A 17,916-nucleotide genomic window follows, 5' to 3' on the forward strand; every position below is an offset into this window, starting at 1 on the left:
TGGCAAGATTTAAGTCCTGAACAAACAGTCGGTTATCTCAAAAGGGAAAATATAATATCTTTGCATCATGAAACAGTTTATCGATTGATTTATAATGAGTTATTTAAAGGAATACCCACTCATTTACTTCGTTCATTACGGTGTTGCGCTTAATATGTGAATCCAAGTTTCCAGTTTTATTTTCTCCGTTTTTTAGCCCATTTTATTGTTCTTATCCACGGATTAATTTTATTTCTAATCAGCGTACATCTGTAAATCAGGTATCTCATAATGACGATGTAGCTACTCTTCTTTACAGGTATATTACATACCAGAAGAGAGCTCAACATTATATAGATTCCACTCTCCGCCCTAAAAACATGATAACATTAAAGCTATTAGCATCGTGTAGATGTGAGAGGTGTAATGAATACTATCAACCAAAAAAAGTTACTGGCACAGGCTGAAGCAATCTGTCTGTCAAGAAGGGTTCGCTTAACACCTCAACGCCTTGAAGTTCTTCGCTTAATTACAGAACAACCTGGCGCAATAAGCGCTTATGATTTGCTGGATTTATTGCGTGAAGTCGAACCACAAGCCAAACCTCCAACGGTTTACCGAGGATTGGAGTTTCTGCTGGAACAAGGTTTTATTCACAAAATAGAATCTACAAACAGTTATGTTCTTTGTCATCACTTTGAAGAACCCTGCCATACCTCAGCTATGTTTATCTGTGAAGTTTGTAATTCAGTAACCGAAAAAGATGCAAAAGATATTGAATCCGCTATTCAGCAGTTAGCTCAAGGTACAGGGTTTCATTTGCGAAATAGCGTGATAGAAGTTCATGGTATATGTTCTTCCTGCTATGAGGTTGAATCTTGCATGGAACGCGATACATGCCAGCACAATCATTCGGTTGCAGAGAATAAAAAGAAATAAGAAAAGAACATTTGAGGCCAGATTAGGCAATAAGGCGATCATAACTGATATAACCATATATTTTTCAAGTACCCGCTAAACTCAAGTTTAACGGGTACCGGGAAAGATGACCGCCCCAGAATGGTAAAGTACAATTATCTGTTTTTACAATCAGACCCAGTCCCCGTTACGAATAACGCCTACTGCCAATCCTTCAATAGTGAAACTCTGCTCGCTTAAATCGACAACAATCGGTTGGAATTCCGGATTTTCAGCAATCAGCTCAATTCTGTTTCCTGTTTGCTTGAAGCGTTTTACTGTGACTTCATCTTCAATGCGCGCCACGATGATTTGCCCATTATGAACATCCTGTGTTTTATGCACAGCCAGTAAATCCCCATCCATAATGCCGATGTCTTTCATAGACATCCCACTCACACGCAACAGAAAATCAGCGCTTGGTTTGAATAATTCAGGATCAACCTTGTAGTGGCTTTCGATGTGTTCCTGAGCTAGCAGTGGTTCCCCAGCAGCAACACGACCAATCAGCGGTAATCCCGCACCTTCCTCTTCAAGAAGCAAACGGATACCTCTGGATGCACCAGAGACAATCTCTATCACCCCTTTACGCGCAAGTGCTCTTAAATGCTCTTCTGCTGCGTTAGGTGAACGAAAACCAAGACGGGCTGCAATTTCAGCTCGTGTTGGTGGCATACCCGTTTGCGAAATATGGTCACGCACCAAGTCATAAACTTGCTGCTGCCTGGCAGTTAATGCTTTCATTTCGCCCCCTGTTTGTTTATACAGTCAGCCTGTGAGTATATACAGGTAAATTCGAATTGGGAACCTGTCAGCATGTAAAAGCAACTAAATAACGTGTTTTGATGAAAAAACATGTCATCTCAACGCATGAAATGCGACCAAAAGACCATTCCCCAGGTAAATAGCGCCAGAAGTATGGTGAGCAATACAGCTGCAGATCCCATATCTTTCGCTCTACCCGATAATTCATGATATTCACTACCTATACGATCCACTACCGCTTCTATGGCACTATTGAGGATTTCGACAATGACCACCAGCATAACAGAGCTAATAAGAAGGAGCCTCTCAAATAAGCCAAAATCTAAAGAAAATGCAATGATGATCGCAAGTATGGCAGCAATTGTTTCCAGCCGAAATGCCGCTTCATTCTGCCATGCAGCTTTGATTCCTTTCGCTGAATACTCAGCCGCTTTAATGATGCGGGTCAGACCTGTTGATTGATTTGCCATAAAAACTTTCTTCAGTGAACTTAATCATTGTATGGTTATATAACTTTTAGCTCTTATTATTGTCTTATTTCCACAGATCTCAAAATCTGTTTCTGGTATCCTTGCGACGCGTTGCTAACAAGAGGCTTAAAGCAGTTATGTCAGGTTGGCGTAAAATATATTATAAACTTTTGAATTTACCACTAAAATTATTAGTAAAAAGTAAACTTATCCCTACAGATCCCATTGCGGAGCTGCGTCTTGATACGACTCGGCCTATTTTGTATATACTACCGTATCACTCAAAAACAGACTTATTGACCCTACGTCAACAATGTCTGGCGCAAGATCTACCGGATCCGTTAAATCCTTTGGAAATTGGTGACACACAGCTTCCCAGTTGTGTCTTTATCGATAATGGCCCACGTGTGTTCCGTTGTTATGCACCAAAACATGAATCTGTGAAAATTTTTCATTCTTATCTGGATTTACATCGCAATAATCCTGATTTGAATATCCAGATGGTGCCTGTTTCCGTCATGTTTGGCCGCTCCCCAGGGCGCGAAGGGCAAGAAGGAAATACAGCTCCGCAATTACGTTTGCTAAATGGTGTGCAGAAGTTTTTTGCAATCCTATGGCTTGGGCGGGATAGTTTTGTGCGTTTCTCCACACCCTTGTCTTTACGCCGTATGGCTGACGAGCATGGTACGGATAATATCATTGCCAATAAACTCGCCCGTGTTGCACGGATACACTACTCCCGTCAGCGTCTTGCGGCTGTTGGGCCTCGTTTGCCTGCCAGACAGGATCTGTTCAACAAGTTACTGGCATCAAAGGCAATAGAAAAAGCAATTGCTGATGAAACACGTAGCAAAAAAATCTCTCCCGAAAAGGCAAAACAGAACGCCATCAATATGTTGGAAGAGATTGCAGCGGATTTCTCCTATGAAACAGTACGCTTGACCGACCGAGTTTTGAGCTGGACATGGAACCGTTTGTATCAGGGCATCAATGTTCATAATGCCGAACGTGTTCGTAAGTTGGCACAGGATGGTCATGAACTGGTTTATGTGCCATGCCACCGCAGCCATATGGACTACCTTCTGCTCTCTTATGTGCTCTATCACCAAGGGCTGGTTCCACCGCATATTGCTGCGGGCATTAACCTGAATTTCTGGCCTGCCGGCCCGATATTCCGTCGTCTTGGGGCATTCTTTATCCGCCGCACGTTTAAAGGTAATAAGCTCTATTCAACAATCTTTCGTGAATATCTCGGTGAGCTGTTTGCCCGTGGTTATTCGGTGGAATATTTTGTTGAAGGGGGACGCTCCCGTACGGGTCGTTTGCTTAATCCCAAAACAGGAACTCTCTCCATGACATTGCAAGCGATGCTGCGAGGAGAATCTCGTCCAATCACTATTGTGCCAATCTATATCGGTTATGAATATGTGATGGAAGTAGCGACATATGCCAAAGAACTACGTGGTGCGGCCAAAGAAAAAGAAGGTTTCTTCCAAATGGTACAAGGGCTGCGCAAATTACGTAATCTAGGACAGGGTTATGTGAACTTTGGTGAGCCGATTCCATTGATACAATACCTGAACCAGAATGTTCCAGAGTGGCGTGACTCCATTGATCCAATAGAATCCCAGCGTCCAACCTGGCTGGCTCCGACAGTCAGTAAGCTGGCTGACAATATTATGGTCAATATCAATAATGCCGCCGCAGCCAATGCTACCAATTTATGCACCACGGCATTGTTATCATCACGTCAGCGAGCACTCACTCGCGAACAGCTTATTGAGCAGTTGGATTGCTATCTGCAATTACTGCGTAATGTGCCTTACACTGACGATATCACAGTGCCAAACAAAACAGCAGAAGAGTTGTTAGATCATGCCTTGTTGATGGATAAGTTTGAGGTCGAAAAAGATAGTCTGGGGGATATTATTATCCTGCCACGCGAAAGTGCAGTATTGATGACTTATTATCGCAACAATATCCAACACTTGCTGATACTGCCATCCCTGATTACCAGTATTGTTATGCACCGCCGCCGCATTAGTCGCAGTGAATTGCTCAGACAAGTAGCGCTAATTTACCCGCTGATTAAGCAGGAGCTTTTCATGCGTTACAGTAAAGAAACGCTCTCCGACGTCGTCAATACCCTGATTGATGAACTGGCGCGCCAATGCCTTATCTGTAACAAAGAGCAAGAAATGCTGGTGCTGAATCCTGCACGTATTCGCCCATTGCAATTGCTGGCAGCAGGCATCAGAGAAACGCTGCAACGTTATGCCATCACGCTTTCTTTGTTGAATGCCACACCTGAAATCAGCCGTGGTGTACTGGAAAAAGAGAGCCGGATGTTGGCACAACGTCTGTCTGTTCTACATGGCATCAATGCACCGGAGTTCTTTGATAAAGCGGTTTTTGCCAGCTCGGTCAATACACTGCGCGAAGAAGGTTACATTAAAGACAGTGGCGACATGATTACAACCAGCGCTCAGGAACTCTATCATGTATTGAATGAGCTGATGTCACCTGAAATTCGTTTGACAATTGAAAGTGTCAGCATGCCGCCAGAACAAAATGAACCTGTGCCCATAGCGCAAGATCAGCAATAACAACGCTAAGCTGGTCATGGAAAACAAAAAATCAACGGGCGGATTACCGCCCGTTATATTAAAGGCATATCAGGCTAGACATAGCTGAAAAAGATACCGAGGAATAAAATTAAACCGACATAGTTATTGTTCATAAAAGCCTGAAAGCAGGCCCTTCTTTCCCGATCTGCAATCAATTTCTGCTGATAAACGAATAGTGCTGTTGCCAACAATATCGTCCAATAATATATTCCTTCCAAATTCACCATATTGCCAACCGCAACTAAGATGCCCAGCATGATGAATTGCAGAATACCAATAATCAATTTATCAAAGCGTCCAAAAAACACGGCGGTTGATTTCACCCCGATTTTCAGGTCATCATCACGATCCACCATGGCATACTGTGTATCATAAATCACAGACCATATGACATTAGCCAAAAATAATAGCCAGCATTCTAAAGGTAAGGACTCACTTACTGCGGCAAATGCCATAGGAATTGACCAGCCATAAGCAGCACCTAGTACAACTTGTGGTAGATGGCTGACACGCTTGACGAAAGGGTAAGTCCATGCCAACGCCAAACCAACGACTGACAGTGCAATTGTCATTTTATTCAGCGTCAGTACCATCGCAAAAGAAATGAGTACCAACATGGCAAATAAGATTTTGCTTTCTTTTTCAGTAACGTCACCACTAGGAAGAGGACGAGATTTTGTCCGCTCCACATACCCGTCAAATTTTCGGTCTGCGAAATCATTAATGCAACATCCCGCAGCACGCATGGAAAATACACCGATAATAAAGACTAACAATACGTGTAAATTCGGTATGCCTTGTGCGGCGATCCACAATGCCCAATATGTTGGCCATAGTAATAATAATGCGCCAATGGGTTTATCAATACGCATTAAACGGCAATACGCCCGCCATTTATTTTGCGTCATACTGACCTCCAATCTATTTATCCCTTTTTATTTTGTTTATTTTATATACAGGTGATTCAGACAGAAAAATCTCTGTAAGCAGCAGTGGCTTACCCGATAATCTCAGTAAAGAACGCCGCGCCCAACAATTTTCCTGTCGGCCTATTTGAATATAATCTCGTGTCAGATTATTACCACTAAAAAGATATCGTCCAAGTGGTACTGTCCCCACATCAACCAATTGTCGATCCGGGCCAGTCAATGTTTCTACTGGAATAACAGTGCGCCCCAATAACCAGGGAATGCCATCCCCATATAAAACAATTTCACGCAACCAATATTTTTCACTGAAATGTAAGTGCTTACTTTCACCACCTAACTCTTCAGCAGTGATAAAACACTCCCGAAAAGGAGAAACCGATACTCGCTGACAATATTGTTCAAAGCGGCGCGTCATTGAGCCAACTTCCAGCAGCCAATCTGAAATATTTTCGGGAAGGTTGACTTCATCAGCCGATAACCATTGGATGGGTGCCGAAGCTAATATGTGGGATGCTGAAGTTAATATGTGAGGTGTTGGAGTTAATATAGTGTCATCTGCCATGTCATTTTCCCATTGCGGGGAAGACCAATTTCCCCGACCGCACAACGAATGGAGAGTTAGGATATCATGTTGCAGACTAATAAAATAAAAAGTTGATAACAAATTATGTAAATTACAAAAAAACTCACCTCTATAACAACAATTATTGAGGTGAGTAGAAATTAGATAAGATGGTAATTCAGATTAACGCCATTCTTTGAATCGGTTAATCAGACCATTTGTGGAGCTGTCATGGCTACTAACAGCTTCTGCATCGTGTAGTTCAGGCAAAATACGGTTCGCCAATTGTTTGCCTAATTCTACGCCCCATTGGTCAAACGAGAAGATATTCAGAATTGCACCTTGAGCAAAGATTTTATGCTCATACATGGCTATTAATGCACCCAAACTGAATGGTGTAATTTCGCGCAATAAAATGGAGTTGGTTGGACGATTTCCTTCAAACACTTTGAATGGCACAACCCTCGCCACATCTTGAGCGTTTTTTCCTGCCTGCGCAAATTCGGCTTCCACCTGAGCCTGCGTTTTACCAAATGCCAACGCTTCAGTTTGCGCGAAGAAGTTGGATAGCAATTTGCCATGATGATCGCTAACTGGATTATGGCTAACTGCTGGAGCAATAAAATCACAAGGGATCAATTTAGTTCCCTGATGAATAAGTTGGTAGAACGCATGCTGACCATTGGTGCCCGGTTCACCCCAGATAATCGGCCCTGTCTGGTAATTCACCGGATTGCCATTACGATCGATATACTTACCATTCGATTCCATGTTGCCTTGTTGGAAGTATGCAGCAAAACGGTGCATGTATTGATCATAAGGCAGAATCGCTTCAGTTTCTGCGCCAAAGAAATTGTTGTACCAGATGCCTATCAGTGCCAGCAAAACAGGAATGTTCTGTTCAAAAGCGGTCTGCTCAAAGTGTTTATCCATCGCATGAGCGCCACCCAGCAACTGTTCAAAATTTTCATAACCAATGGAAAGTGCAATGGATAAGCCAATTGCAGACCAGAGTGAATAACGTCCCCCTACCCAATCCCAAAACTCGAACATATTTTGTGGATCGATACCGAACTTGCTGACTTCTTGTTCATTGGTTGATAATGCCGCAAAATGTTTCGCGACATGTGCCTCATCAGCGGCACTTTGCAAAAACCAACGACGCGCAGAATGCGCATTAGTCATCGTTTCTTGCGTGGTAAAAGTCTTGGAAGCAATCAGGAACAAAGTTGTTTCTGGATTCAAAGTTTTTAACGTTTCAGCGATGTGAGTTCCGTCAACATTGGAAACAAAATGCATATTCAGATGATTTTTATATGCTTTCAGTGCTTCTGTCACCATATAAGGACCAAGATCAGAGCCACCAATTCCAATATTCACTACATCTGTAATGGCTTTGCCTGTATAACCTTTCCACTCACCACCAATAATACGTTCACTGAATGATTTCATTTTCGCTAGCACCGCATTAACTTGCGGCATCACATCTTCCCCATCCACCATAATCGGGGTATTGCTACGGTTACGCAGGGCAATGTGTAGTACAGCACGATCTTCAGTACGATTGATTTTCTCACCAGAGAACATGCTGCGGATTGCACTGGCCAAATCAGTTTCTTGCGCCAATACTTGTAACTTTGCCAGTGTTTCTGTGGTAATGCGATTTTTGGAATAATCCACCAGAATCTGCTGATTAAATATCGCAGAAAATGCCGTAAATCGTTCTTTGTCCTGTTCAAACAGTTCCCGCAAATGCACGTTCTTCATTTGCTCAAAATGCTGTTGTAATGCTTTCCAGGCTCCGGTATGGCTAGGATTGATGTTTTTCATGAGTAATGCTCTCTATCAACTGTCAATAAATAAGGCCAATAAACAAATAAGAATACGCAGATTGTAACGAGTTAATTCCGTGATTGTTCTCCCTTTCCTTGTGATTGCTGATATTGGTCAAAATAGTCGGTAATTTCCAGACCTAATTGTTGAGATAGGCAAAAACGATAATTTCATTTCCATCATGAAAATTATTTATGCTTCATGGTCAAACATTGACTCAGTGCGCCTAACCCGATATTTCTAAAAGTCTATTCTCCGAACAAAAGGTTATCATCCATGTATGCTGTTTCATCTCCTAATTCGCAGTATGTTGTAGCAAAATTCGGTGGTACTAGTGTGGCAAACTTTGAGTCCATGAATAACTGCGCCGATATAATTTTGGCAAACGCAAATGTCCGTGTGGTCGTCCTGTCAGCTTCCGCTGGCGTGACCAATTTGCTGGTTGCATTAGCGACTGGCTGCGATAGCGACAAGCGGGAGAACTACCTGAAACAGATTCGTGACATTCAATATGCCATTATTGACCGATTGAACGACGTTGCTGTGGTTCGCGAGGAAATTGATCGTCTGTTGGAAAATATTGAGATGCTGTCAGAAGCGGCATCGCTCGCAACATCAGACGCATTGACTGATGAATTGGTTAGCCACGGTGAAGTAATGTCCACTTTATTGTTTGTAGAGTTGCTGCACCAACGCAACACTGATGCCGAATGGTTTGATATTCGCCGGATCATGCGGACTAATGATAACTTTGGGCAAGCAGAGCCGGATTCTCTTCAGCTCCATACTTTAGCAATGGAGAATCTTCATGCTCGCCTGAATAATACAATCGTTATCACCCAGGGTTTTATTGGCAAAGAAGAAAAAGGCCGCACCACTACACTGGGGCGAGGTGGCAGTGATTATACCGCCGCCTTACTAGGTGAAGCACTTGGTTTACAGCGCGTTGACATTTGGACAGATGTTCCGGGAATCTATACTACCGATCCCCGTGTTGTCCCTGCGGCTAAACGTGTTGAAAAAATTGCTTTTGATGAAGCGGCAGAAATGGCGACATTTGGTGCCAAAATTCTCCATCCCGCCACATTGTTACCTGCGGTTCGCTGTGGTATTCCGGTATTTGTCGGCTCCAGCAAAGATCCAAAAACGGGGGGAACCGTGGTTTGTGATAAAACAAAAAATCCCCCACTGTTTCGCGCCTTGGCATTACGCCGCAAACAAACTTTGTTGACACTGCATAGCCTGAAAATGCTCCATGCCAGAGGCTTTCTGGCGGAAGTCTTTACCCTATTATTGCGTCATAATATTTCAGTGGATTTGATTTCCACGTCAGAAGTAAGTATTGCCCTGACGCTGGATACCACGGGTTCCACCAGTACTAATGGCAGTCTGCTGACCAATGCGTTGCTAACTGAACTTGCTACGTTATGTCGCGTGGAAGTCGAAGAAGATATGGCACTGGTTGCGATTATTGGCAATGAGCTTTCACAGGCCAAGGGATTAGGGAAAAGGGTTTTTGGGGTACTGGAATCATTTAATATTCGTATGATCAGCTGTGGTGCAAGCAGCCATAATATTTGTCTGCTCGTTCCTGGTAAAGATGCGGAGCAGGTTATTCAGACATTGCATCAGAGTTTGTTTGAATCTTAATATTTGTCTTTTTATTTATGCAGTTAATTCCACTTTTAGCGGTGGAATTAACTTCCATCCTGCTGCACCAGCCAAAATATATCATTTATCCCACTTTTCTATTCCTAACACATCGGATGTGTTTTTTCCCTCTTTATCATTCATAATAAGAAAACGAAAGTAAATTCCATTTTGGTTCTATCGCAGCGATCTTTGCTACAAACAGACGATTTTCCAGAGGGCATCTTATGAATACAGCCGTTGCCAGCAAACGCACAAAAAAAACTAAAATAACGACAAATAGTGCCGCTGTAAGCGGTCAGGTTCAATCGTTAAGTCGAGGGTTGACACTTTTGGAATATATTTCTGATTCTCCTGGCGGCGTTGCTTTAACTGATTTGGCTATCCAGACCGGTCTCCCCAATTCCACTACCCATCGTCTTTTGACTACCTTGCAGCAACATGGTTTTGTCCGCCAGATAGGTGATTTGGGATTATGGGTGATTGCCTCCCATGCTTTTGTTGTTGGCAGTAGTTTTCTGCAAAGCCGCAATCTGATGGTATTGGTTCATCCAATATTGCGCCAGTTAATGGAAGATTCCGGTGAAACCGTCAACCTTGCCATTCTTAACCTTGATGAATATGAAGCCGTGATTGTCGATCAAGTGCAATGTAATGCGCTGATGAGAATGTCCGCTCCCATTGGAAGCACACTACCAATGCACGCTTCTGGCGCGGGAAAAGCGCTGCTTTCTACACTCTCTGAGCAAAAACGTCTGCAATTGCTGCATAAGAAAGGAATGCACGCTTATACACAACATACCTGTACCACTGCAGCAGCATTAACAGAAAATCTCGAACAGATCCGTAAGCAAGGATTTTCATTTGATGATGAAGAACATGCGTTAGGATTACGCTGTATTGCTGCCTGTATCTATGATGAGCATCATGAAGCCTTTGCTGCTATTTCTATCTCTGGCCCGATATCACGCATCTCTGATGATCGAGTTACTGCTTTTGCTGCCCTTGTTATGCGAGCAGCAAAAGCAGTTAGCCGGGAATACGGAGGAATTAAGTAATACACGAGAAACTGTTAATGAATAATTGGAAAACAACCGCAGAAAATATCCTGACCGACGGTCCTGTCGTCTCCGTCATTGTTATCAATGAAATTGAACACGCCGTTCCTTTGGCAAAAGCACTGGTTGCCGGTGGCATTCGTGTTTTAGAAGTAACATTAAGAACTGAATGTGCGCTGGAAGCCATTCGCCTTATCGCGAAAGAAGTTCCCGAAGCAATTATCGGTGCAGGTACTGTTATTAATCCTGAACAATTGGCTGCTGTCACTGAAGCAGGTGCTCAATTTACCATTAGTCCAGGATTGACTGATGAACTGTTAAAAGCAGCGACTGCGGGTTCAATTCCTCTTATTCCGGGGATCTCTACTGTTTCCGAATTAATGTTGGGAATAAGTTATGATCTGAAATGCTTTAAATTCTTCCCCGCAGAAGCAAGTGGTGGGCTTAAGACATTAAAAGCCATTGCAGGCCCATTCCCACAAGTCTGTTTCTGCCCGACGGGTGGTATCTCCCCTGAAAACTATCGTGATTATCTGGCATTGAATAACGTTCTATGTATTGGTGGCTCATGGCTTGTACCGAGCGATGCATTGAAAAAAGGCGATTATGCCCAGATTACGGAATTGGCACGTACTGCCATAGCAGGTGCAAAAATGTAAAACATTATTTTTATCTATGATGAGTTCTATATCGAATTTTTTACTTCATTTACTTCATCATTTACTTCATTACGTTGACTGAATCGCTGTCTACGACGATAAGCAAAAACATCTTCAACATGCCCGTTATTAATGCGATTTTGCAATGCTCGCCAGTAATCTGCTTTGAATAAATCACTGTGACTCTCTTCAAAATAGCACCGGATACGCTTGTCAGTACATAAAAAATGCCGAAACTCTTCTGGAAAAACATCGTTAACGGCCACACTGTACCAAGGTTCACTAGCCAACTCATCTTCTGGATAACGGGGCGGAGGAATATCCCGAAAGTTCACTTCAGTCATGTAACAAATTTCATCATAATCGTAGAAAATCACTCTTCCGTGACGTGTAACGCCAAAGTTTTTAAACAACATATCACCAGGGAAAATATTCGCAGCCGCTAATTGCTTAATGGCATTTCCGTATTCTTCGATCACATCTTTCAATTGCGCTTCATTGACTCGTTCCATGTAAATATTCAATGGCATCATTTTACGTTCCATATAAAGATGTTTTATCAGGATTTTATCGCCCAAATCTTCTAATTTTTCTGATATTTCTTTTTGCAATTCTTCCATTAACTCAAGACTAATATGATGTTTATCAATAACAAAGTTTTCAAATTCCTGTGTATCAGCCATTCTTCCAACACGATCATGCTCTTTTACCAGACGATAGCACTCCTGAACACGCTCTTGTGAAACCTCTTTCTGCGGCGCAAATTTATCTTTAATAACTTTAAATACACGATCAAATGAAGGGGAAGTAAAAACCAGCATCACCATGCCTTTCACTCCCGGCGCAATCGTAAACTGTTCCTGAGAGGAATTAATGAAAGTCAGATATTCGCGGTAATATTCTGTCTTACCATGCTTCTGACAGCCTATTGCCATGTATAACTCTGCCGTCGATTTCGTAGGAAGAATTTCACGCAGCCATTCAACTAAAGCCGCAGGTAAAGGGGCATAAACCATAAAATAGGAGCGGGCAAAACCAAAAACAATGCTGGCATCATCGTGGCTGGTCAAACAAGTATCGATAAAAATGCTTCCCGATTCATTGTGATGAATCGGCAACAAAAACGGATAAACAGACTTCCCTATCCTGATTTTCCCTACCAGCCATGCTGCTTTATTTCGGTAAAACAATTCATTAGCAATTTGGAACGTGGACTGTAATAAATCACCTCCTGAAAAGGTATTCTGTAAATATTGCGTGATGGAACCAATATCCCGCCCCAAATTCTCCCATTTAAGACGTAATGGCAAATCATTTAAGATGGTGCGCAGCATTGAAGCGAGATTACCGTCAGGAACAAAATCCCGTGATAATGGACGAGAAATATGGCGAAAGCGGGAAGATGGCTGAGAAGAAAAAATATATAGATTTTCTGGTCTTAAATTACGATGTTGAAAAAAACGACAGTAAACCGAATTAAAAAAACTTTCTGCAATTTCAAAACGCGGATAGTCAGGCAGTAAACGAGTATAAACAGCTTTGACTTCAGCAATGTACTCTTCATCATGTTGTAATGAAGTGTGAATGCGCTTCAACTGCTCCACCACCAATCCGACATGATGATCGTATAGGTTAATCCTCTTTTTCATGGCCAGCTGTACAGCATGCCAGTCAGCCTGTTCAAAACGTTGCTGAGCACCGGAAGTGACTTCCAGAAATCGACCATATTGCGCATCAAATCCCTGCAAAATGGTTTGTGCAATTAAATGTGCGAGATCTATTTCCATTTTTAGCCACCTTTATCAGACAAATAAAGGGGTACTCCTTCTGGAATCCCCCAATCATCCAGTCTCTATCGGTATAATAAACTTAGAATTGTTGTTCTTCTGTCGATCCTGTCAGTGCAGTAACAGAAGAACCCTCTCCCTGAATAATAGTGGTCACTTTATCAAAATATCCTGTTCCTACTTCCTGCTGGTGTGAAGAGAATGTATAACCTCGCTCAAGGGCAGTAAATTCTTGTTCCTGAACTTTTTCAACATAATGTTTCATTCCTTCACCACGTGCGTAATCGTAGGCCAAATCAAACATGTTAAACCACATGCTGTGTATGCCCGCTAATGTGATGAACTGGAATTTATATCCCATCGCAGATAACTGTTCTTGGAAACTGGCGATAGTTTTATCATCCAGATTCTTTTTCCAGTTGAAAGAAGGTGAACAGTTATAAGCCAACAATTTACCCGGATATTCTGCATGAATAGCTTCAGCAAAAAGACGAGCTGCTTCCATATCCGGTGTAGAGGTTTCACACCAGACCACATCAGCATAAGGGGCATAAGCCAACCCACGGCTGATAGCTTGTTCAAGGCCTGCTCTTGTACAATAAAATCCTTCACAGGTTCGTTCGCCAGTAATGAACGCCTTATCATAAGGATCGCAATCAGATGTCAGTAGATCGGCTGCATCTGCGTCAGTGCGTGCAACTAACAGAGTTGGAACACCAGATACATCAGCCGCTAAACGCGCAGCTACCAGCTTCTGAATGGCTTCTTGAGTCGGAACTAATACTTTGCCACCCATGTGTCCACATTTTTTCACCGCTGCCAGTTGATCTTCAAAATGAACTGCGGCAGCACCAGCTTCAATCATCGCTTTCATCAGTTCAAATGCGTTGAGTACACCACCAAATCCAGCTTCTGCATCTGCAACAATCGGCAAGAAATAGTCAATATATTCCTGACTATCTGAATCAATACCATTTGACCATTGAATCTGATCTGCCCGACGGAAACTATTATTGATACGTTTAATCACATTAGGAACAGAATCAACGGGATACAATGATTGATCAGGATACATACTGGATGCGGTATTCGCATCTGCTGCCACTTGCCAGCCGGAAAGGTAAACCGCTTCAATACCCGCTTTAGCCTGCTGAAGTGCCTGACCACCCGTCAGTGCTCCAAGCGCGTTCACATAGCCTTTTTTCGAGTTACCATTCAGTAATTCCCACAGCTTTTTCGCTCCCATTCGCGCCAAAGTGTGTTCAGGATTGATAGAACCGCGTAATTTAATGACATCTTCAGCACTATACGGACGAGTAATGTCTTTCCAACGCGGTTGTTGCCATTCTTGTTCCAGTTGAGCGATTTGTTGTTTCCGAGAAATGGTCATGATGTTCTACTTCCTATTATTAATTAATCGGATATGTTTGCCGCTATTGTTTTTAAACTTTAATGTTTTTAAACTACGTTAATATTTTTAAACTAATCTAATAACTGATAGCCAGGTAACGTTAGGAAATCAATCAAGTCGTCCTGAGTAGTAATTCTTTCCATCAAATCAGACGATTCCATAAATCGCCCTTGATTAAAGCGCAGTTCCCCCACTTCCTGTTTAATAACGTTCAGTTCTTCTTTCAACATTTCCTTGAACAGTTCCTTTGTTATTTTTTTACCATTGGATAGTGATTTTTCATGGCGAATCCATTGCCAAATAGAAGTCCGGGAAATCTCTGCTGTAGCAGCATCTTCCATCAAGCCATAAATTGGTACACACCCATTCCCCGAAATCCAAGCTTCTATGTACTGGACTGCAACACGAATATTTGCGCGCATTCCCTCTTCTGTTCTTTCTCCCGAACAAGGTGCAAGTAATTGTTCAGCCGTAATCGCTTCATCTTCTTCAAGCAAAACTGTCAATTGGTTTTGGTACTCTCCCAATTTTGCGTCAAAAACTGTCATGGCAATATCTGCAAGCCCCGGATGCGCGACCCATGTGCCATCATGACCGTTATTCGCTTCCAATTCTTTATCCGCTCTGACTTTGTCCAAAACTTGCTGATTCTGCACAGGATCTTTGCTAGGAATAAATGCCGACATTCCTCCCATCGCAAACGCACCGCGTTTATGACAGGTTTTAATTAGCAAACGAGAATAGGCATTCAAGAAAGGTTGTGTCATCGTCACGGATTGACGATCTGGTAAAACACGGTCAGCATGATTTTTCAGTGTCTTGATATAGCTGAAAATATAATCCCAACGTCCACAATTTAAACCAACGATGTGATGACGTAAGTGATACAGAATTTCATCCATCTGGAATACGGCTGGCAATGTTTCAATCAAAACCGTTGCTTTAATCGTGCCTTTTGGCAAATTGAAGCGTGATTCAGCAAAACTGAAAATATCACTCCACCACTGTGCTTCATGGTAGCTCTGTATTTTTGGCAGGTAAAAATAAGACCCGCTGCCTTTTTGCAATAATTTTTCATGATTCAAGTAAAAATAGAGCGCAAAATCAAACAGTCCGCCAGAAATCGGTTCCTCCTTATAGAGGACGTGTTTTTCTGACAAGTGCAATCCCCTAACCCGAGCAATCAATACTGCGGGGTCTGCTTTCAACTCATAGCGCTTACCCTGCTCATTGATATATGAGATCGTACCATTGACAGCATCCCGTAAGTTAATTTGTCCAGTGATGACTTTATCCCATTCAGGCGCTAATGAGTCCTCAAAATCCGCCATAAATACTTTCACATTTGCATTCAAGGCATTAATGACCATTTTGCGTTCTACGGGGCCTGTTATTTCAACTCGACGATCTTTGAGATCATCAGGTATTCCCTGAATTCTCCAATCACTATCTCTAATGGAAGATGTTTCCGAAATAAAATTTGGTAATATTCCGCTATCTATTTTTTTCTGCCAATGTATACGATCATCTAATAATTTTGTGCGTCTGTCAGAAAATTCAATGATTAAATCCTCTAAAAAGCTAATACATTCAGGTGATAACACCTGATACTCAGTCTCGCCAAAAGGCTTAATAAAGGTTAATTTGGTGGCTGATACCTGCTGCATAATTTCCCCTCTACTCACTTTTAAACACTCATCTGATTAAGATTAACCAATTAAAAAAATAAATCAAAAACCATTTCCATTATTTAAAATAATAAAAATTAACCAAGAAAAATCAAATGATTAAGATAATTTAAAGACAAGAAATACAGGGAAATAAATTCCAAAAAACTAAACATATCAATGTTAAGTTTTTGTTATGTATGGAAAATAACAGAATGACTGCTGGACAATAGCTACGAAAGGAAAATTAACAAAATGAGAAATGGCTCGCTTCAGCGATCTCTCATTTTTCTATGTAAAACTCAAATTGGATTCAATCTAAGGAGGGGTTCATAAAAGCCAGATCATATGGCGTAATTTGATAGATATAATAATTTAACCAATTTGAAAATAGTAAATGACCATGACTACGCCAAGCCGCAATAGGTTTATTTTCAGGATCATTATTCAGGAAGTAATTGACAGGCAATTCCGGTTCCAAACCTGCAGCACAATCACGCAAGTATTCTGCGGCTAATGTACCTACATCATATTCAGGATGCCCTGTCACAAATACTAATCTTTTATCTTTGCTGGCAAATAAATAAGCTCCTGCTTCTGCTGAACTGGCTAAAATATCTAAATCGGTATGTTCACGAATTAGCGATTCAGGAAAATCAGCGAAACGCGAATGAGGTGCAAAAAATGTTTCGTCAAATCCGCGTGTTAATAATGCCAGAGGATCTAAAGTTGAATGAGGATAAACACCAGATAGTTTAGTTTTTCGGGTATATTTAGGGAGGTGATAAAGAACTTTTAATGCAGCCTGAACCGCCCAGCAAACAAAAAGTGTCGAAGTAACATGTTTTTTTGCCCAAGCTACTATCCTTTCAACCTCATCCCAATAAATCACGTCTTCAAATTCAACAAGCCCCAAAGGGGCACCTGTAACTATCAAGCCATCGAAATTTTGATCTTTTATTGAATCAAAATCACAATAAAAAGTATTTAAATGTTCAGAAGAGGTATTTTTACATTGACGACTATCAATACGTACTAATTGAATATCGATTTGAAGTGGTGTGTTAGATAATAACCGAATAAACTGATTTTCTGTTTCTATCTTCTTTGGCATTAGGTTAAGTAACAATACCTTTAATGGACGAATACCTTGAATATTGGCCCGTGTTGATGTCATGACAAAGATGTTTTCATTGCGAAGAGTGTTTACCGCAGGTAATTCATCTGGTACACGAATTGGCATTGTTCAAAACCTCGATTATTATAATTTGTAAGTTTAGACTTCTAGATAGCTAAATTTAACCAAAAGGAAAGGTGAATGTCGAGTAATTGAACTAAAAATGAAATTATTTCATTTTATTCTATGAAATAGAAGAGAGTAATAAAGAAAATAATCAAGAAGAATAAGCTGGTATAAAAGTCCCAAACGCAAAAAAGCCACCCGTGACCGGATGGCTTTTCTGTCTGATTGACTGTCTGGCAGTGTCCTACTCTCACATGGGGAGGCCCCACACTACCATCGGCGCTACGGTGTTTCACTGCTGAGTTCGGCATGGGGTCAG

Annotated in this window: 14 protein-coding genes, 1 rRNA gene and 1 pseudogene; 6 read left to right on the top strand and 10 right to left on the bottom strand. The window is 41.7% G+C overall.

Annotated features, from left to right (window positions below; translation table 11 throughout):
- Together BM135_RS17585 and zur are read left to right on the top strand one after the other, a co-directional pair.
- Nucleotides 1-111: pseudogene (locus BM135_RS17585) on the top strand (IS30 family transposase); the annotation flags it as partial.
- A gap of 294 nt (nucleotides 112-405) precedes the next feature.
- Nucleotides 406-918, top strand: a complete 513-nt coding sequence (gene zur / locus BM135_RS15225) for a zinc uptake transcriptional repressor Zur (RefSeq protein ID WP_092521172.1) — start codon at nucleotides 406-408, stop codon at nucleotides 916-918.
- Between the two features lie 150 nt (nucleotides 919-1,068).
- On the opposite strand, the gene lexA is transcribed toward zur, so the two are convergent.
- Both lexA and BM135_RS15235 read right to left on the bottom strand, forming a co-directional pair.
- Nucleotides 1,069-1,680: a transcriptional repressor LexA gene (lexA, locus tag BM135_RS15230; RefSeq protein WP_092521173.1), complete on the bottom strand. Its 612-nt coding sequence runs from the start codon at nucleotides 1,678-1,680 to the stop codon at nucleotides 1,069-1,071.
- A gap of 119 nt (nucleotides 1,681-1,799) precedes the next feature.
- A complete protein-coding gene (locus tag BM135_RS15235; RefSeq protein ID WP_092521174.1) occupies nucleotides 1,800-2,171 on the bottom strand; it encodes a diacylglycerol kinase in 372 nt (123 codons plus the stop codon).
- 137 nt (nucleotides 2,172-2,308) lie between these two features.
- On the opposite strand from BM135_RS15235, the gene plsB reads away from it, so the two are divergent.
- A complete protein-coding gene (plsB, locus tag BM135_RS15240; RefSeq protein WP_092521175.1) occupies nucleotides 2,309-4,777 on the top strand; it encodes a glycerol-3-phosphate 1-O-acyltransferase PlsB in 2,469 nt (822 codons plus the stop codon).
- Between the two features lie 74 nt (nucleotides 4,778-4,851).
- Here the strand turns inward: plsB and ubiA are convergent, their stop codons facing one another.
- The 3 genes from ubiA to pgi all read right to left on the bottom strand — a co-directional run bounded on the left by ubiA (nucleotide 4,852) and on the right by pgi (nucleotide 8,119).
- Nucleotides 4,852-5,706 (bottom strand): 4-hydroxybenzoate octaprenyltransferase, encoded by an 855-nt coding sequence (gene ubiA / locus BM135_RS15245; RefSeq protein WP_175486176.1) that lies wholly within the window; start codon nucleotides 5,704-5,706, stop codon nucleotides 4,852-4,854.
- A 13-nt stretch (nucleotides 5,707-5,719) separates the two neighbouring features.
- A complete protein-coding gene (gene ubiC, locus BM135_RS15250) occupies nucleotides 5,720-6,289 on the bottom strand; it encodes a chorismate lyase (RefSeq protein ID WP_092521185.1) in 570 nt (189 codons plus the stop codon).
- Between the two features lie 183 nt (nucleotides 6,290-6,472).
- A complete protein-coding gene (pgi, locus tag BM135_RS15255; RefSeq protein WP_092521186.1) occupies nucleotides 6,473-8,119 on the bottom strand; it encodes a glucose-6-phosphate isomerase in 1,647 nt (548 codons plus the stop codon).
- A gap of 279 nt (nucleotides 8,120-8,398) precedes the next feature.
- Between pgi and lysC the strand changes: the two genes are divergently transcribed.
- The 3 genes from lysC to BM135_RS15270 all read left to right on the top strand — a co-directional run bounded on the left by lysC (nucleotide 8,399) and on the right by BM135_RS15270 (nucleotide 11,489).
- Entirely contained in the window at nucleotides 8,399-9,772 is a 1,374-nt protein-coding gene (lysC, locus tag BM135_RS15260) for a lysine-sensitive aspartokinase 3 (protein ID WP_092521187.1), read from the top strand.
- Nucleotides 9,773-9,999: 227 nt separating this feature from the next.
- The gene (iclR, locus tag BM135_RS15265; RefSeq protein ID WP_092521188.1) at nucleotides 10,000-10,830 is read left to right on the top strand and encodes a glyoxylate bypass operon transcriptional repressor IclR; all 831 of its coding nucleotides are present in this window, start codon (nucleotides 10,000-10,002) and stop codon (nucleotides 10,828-10,830) included.
- 17 nt (nucleotides 10,831-10,847) lie between these two features.
- Nucleotides 10,848-11,489 (top strand): bifunctional 4-hydroxy-2-oxoglutarate aldolase/2-dehydro-3-deoxy-phosphogluconate aldolase, encoded by a 642-nt coding sequence (locus tag BM135_RS15270; RefSeq protein ID WP_092521189.1) that lies wholly within the window; start codon nucleotides 10,848-10,850, stop codon nucleotides 11,487-11,489.
- Between the two features lie 26 nt (nucleotides 11,490-11,515).
- Here BM135_RS15270 and aceK read toward each other — a convergent pair whose 3' ends face one another.
- The 5 genes from aceK to rrf all read right to left on the bottom strand — a co-directional run.
- Complete coding sequence (gene aceK / locus BM135_RS15275) at nucleotides 11,516-13,276, bottom strand: bifunctional isocitrate dehydrogenase kinase/phosphatase (protein WP_092521190.1); 1,761 nt, start codon at nucleotides 13,274-13,276, stop codon at nucleotides 11,516-11,518.
- An 82-nt stretch (nucleotides 13,277-13,358) separates the two neighbouring features.
- Nucleotides 13,359-14,666, bottom strand: a complete 1,308-nt coding sequence (gene aceA, locus BM135_RS15280) for an isocitrate lyase (protein WP_092521191.1) — start codon at nucleotides 14,664-14,666, stop codon at nucleotides 13,359-13,361.
- Between the two features lie 92 nt (nucleotides 14,667-14,758).
- Nucleotides 14,759-16,354 carry a malate synthase A gene (aceB, locus tag BM135_RS15285; protein WP_422646137.1) on the bottom strand — a complete coding sequence of 532 codons (1,596 nt, stop codon included), beginning with the start codon at nucleotides 16,352-16,354 and terminating at the stop codon, nucleotides 14,759-14,761.
- A 313-nt stretch (nucleotides 16,355-16,667) separates the two neighbouring features.
- Nucleotides 16,668-17,597, bottom strand: coding sequence for a homoserine O-acetyltransferase MetA (gene metA, locus BM135_RS15290; RefSeq protein ID WP_092521192.1), 930 nt, complete (start codon nucleotides 17,595-17,597; stop codon nucleotides 16,668-16,670).
- Between the two features lie 231 nt (nucleotides 17,598-17,828).
- Nucleotides 17,829-17,916 (bottom strand): 5S ribosomal RNA (rrf, locus tag BM135_RS18065); the annotation flags it as partial.

The sequence above is a fragment of the Xenorhabdus japonica genome (genome assembly GCF_900115195.1).
In the GTDB taxonomy this organism is placed as follows: domain Bacteria; phylum Pseudomonadota; class Gammaproteobacteria; order Enterobacterales; family Enterobacteriaceae; genus Xenorhabdus; species Xenorhabdus japonica.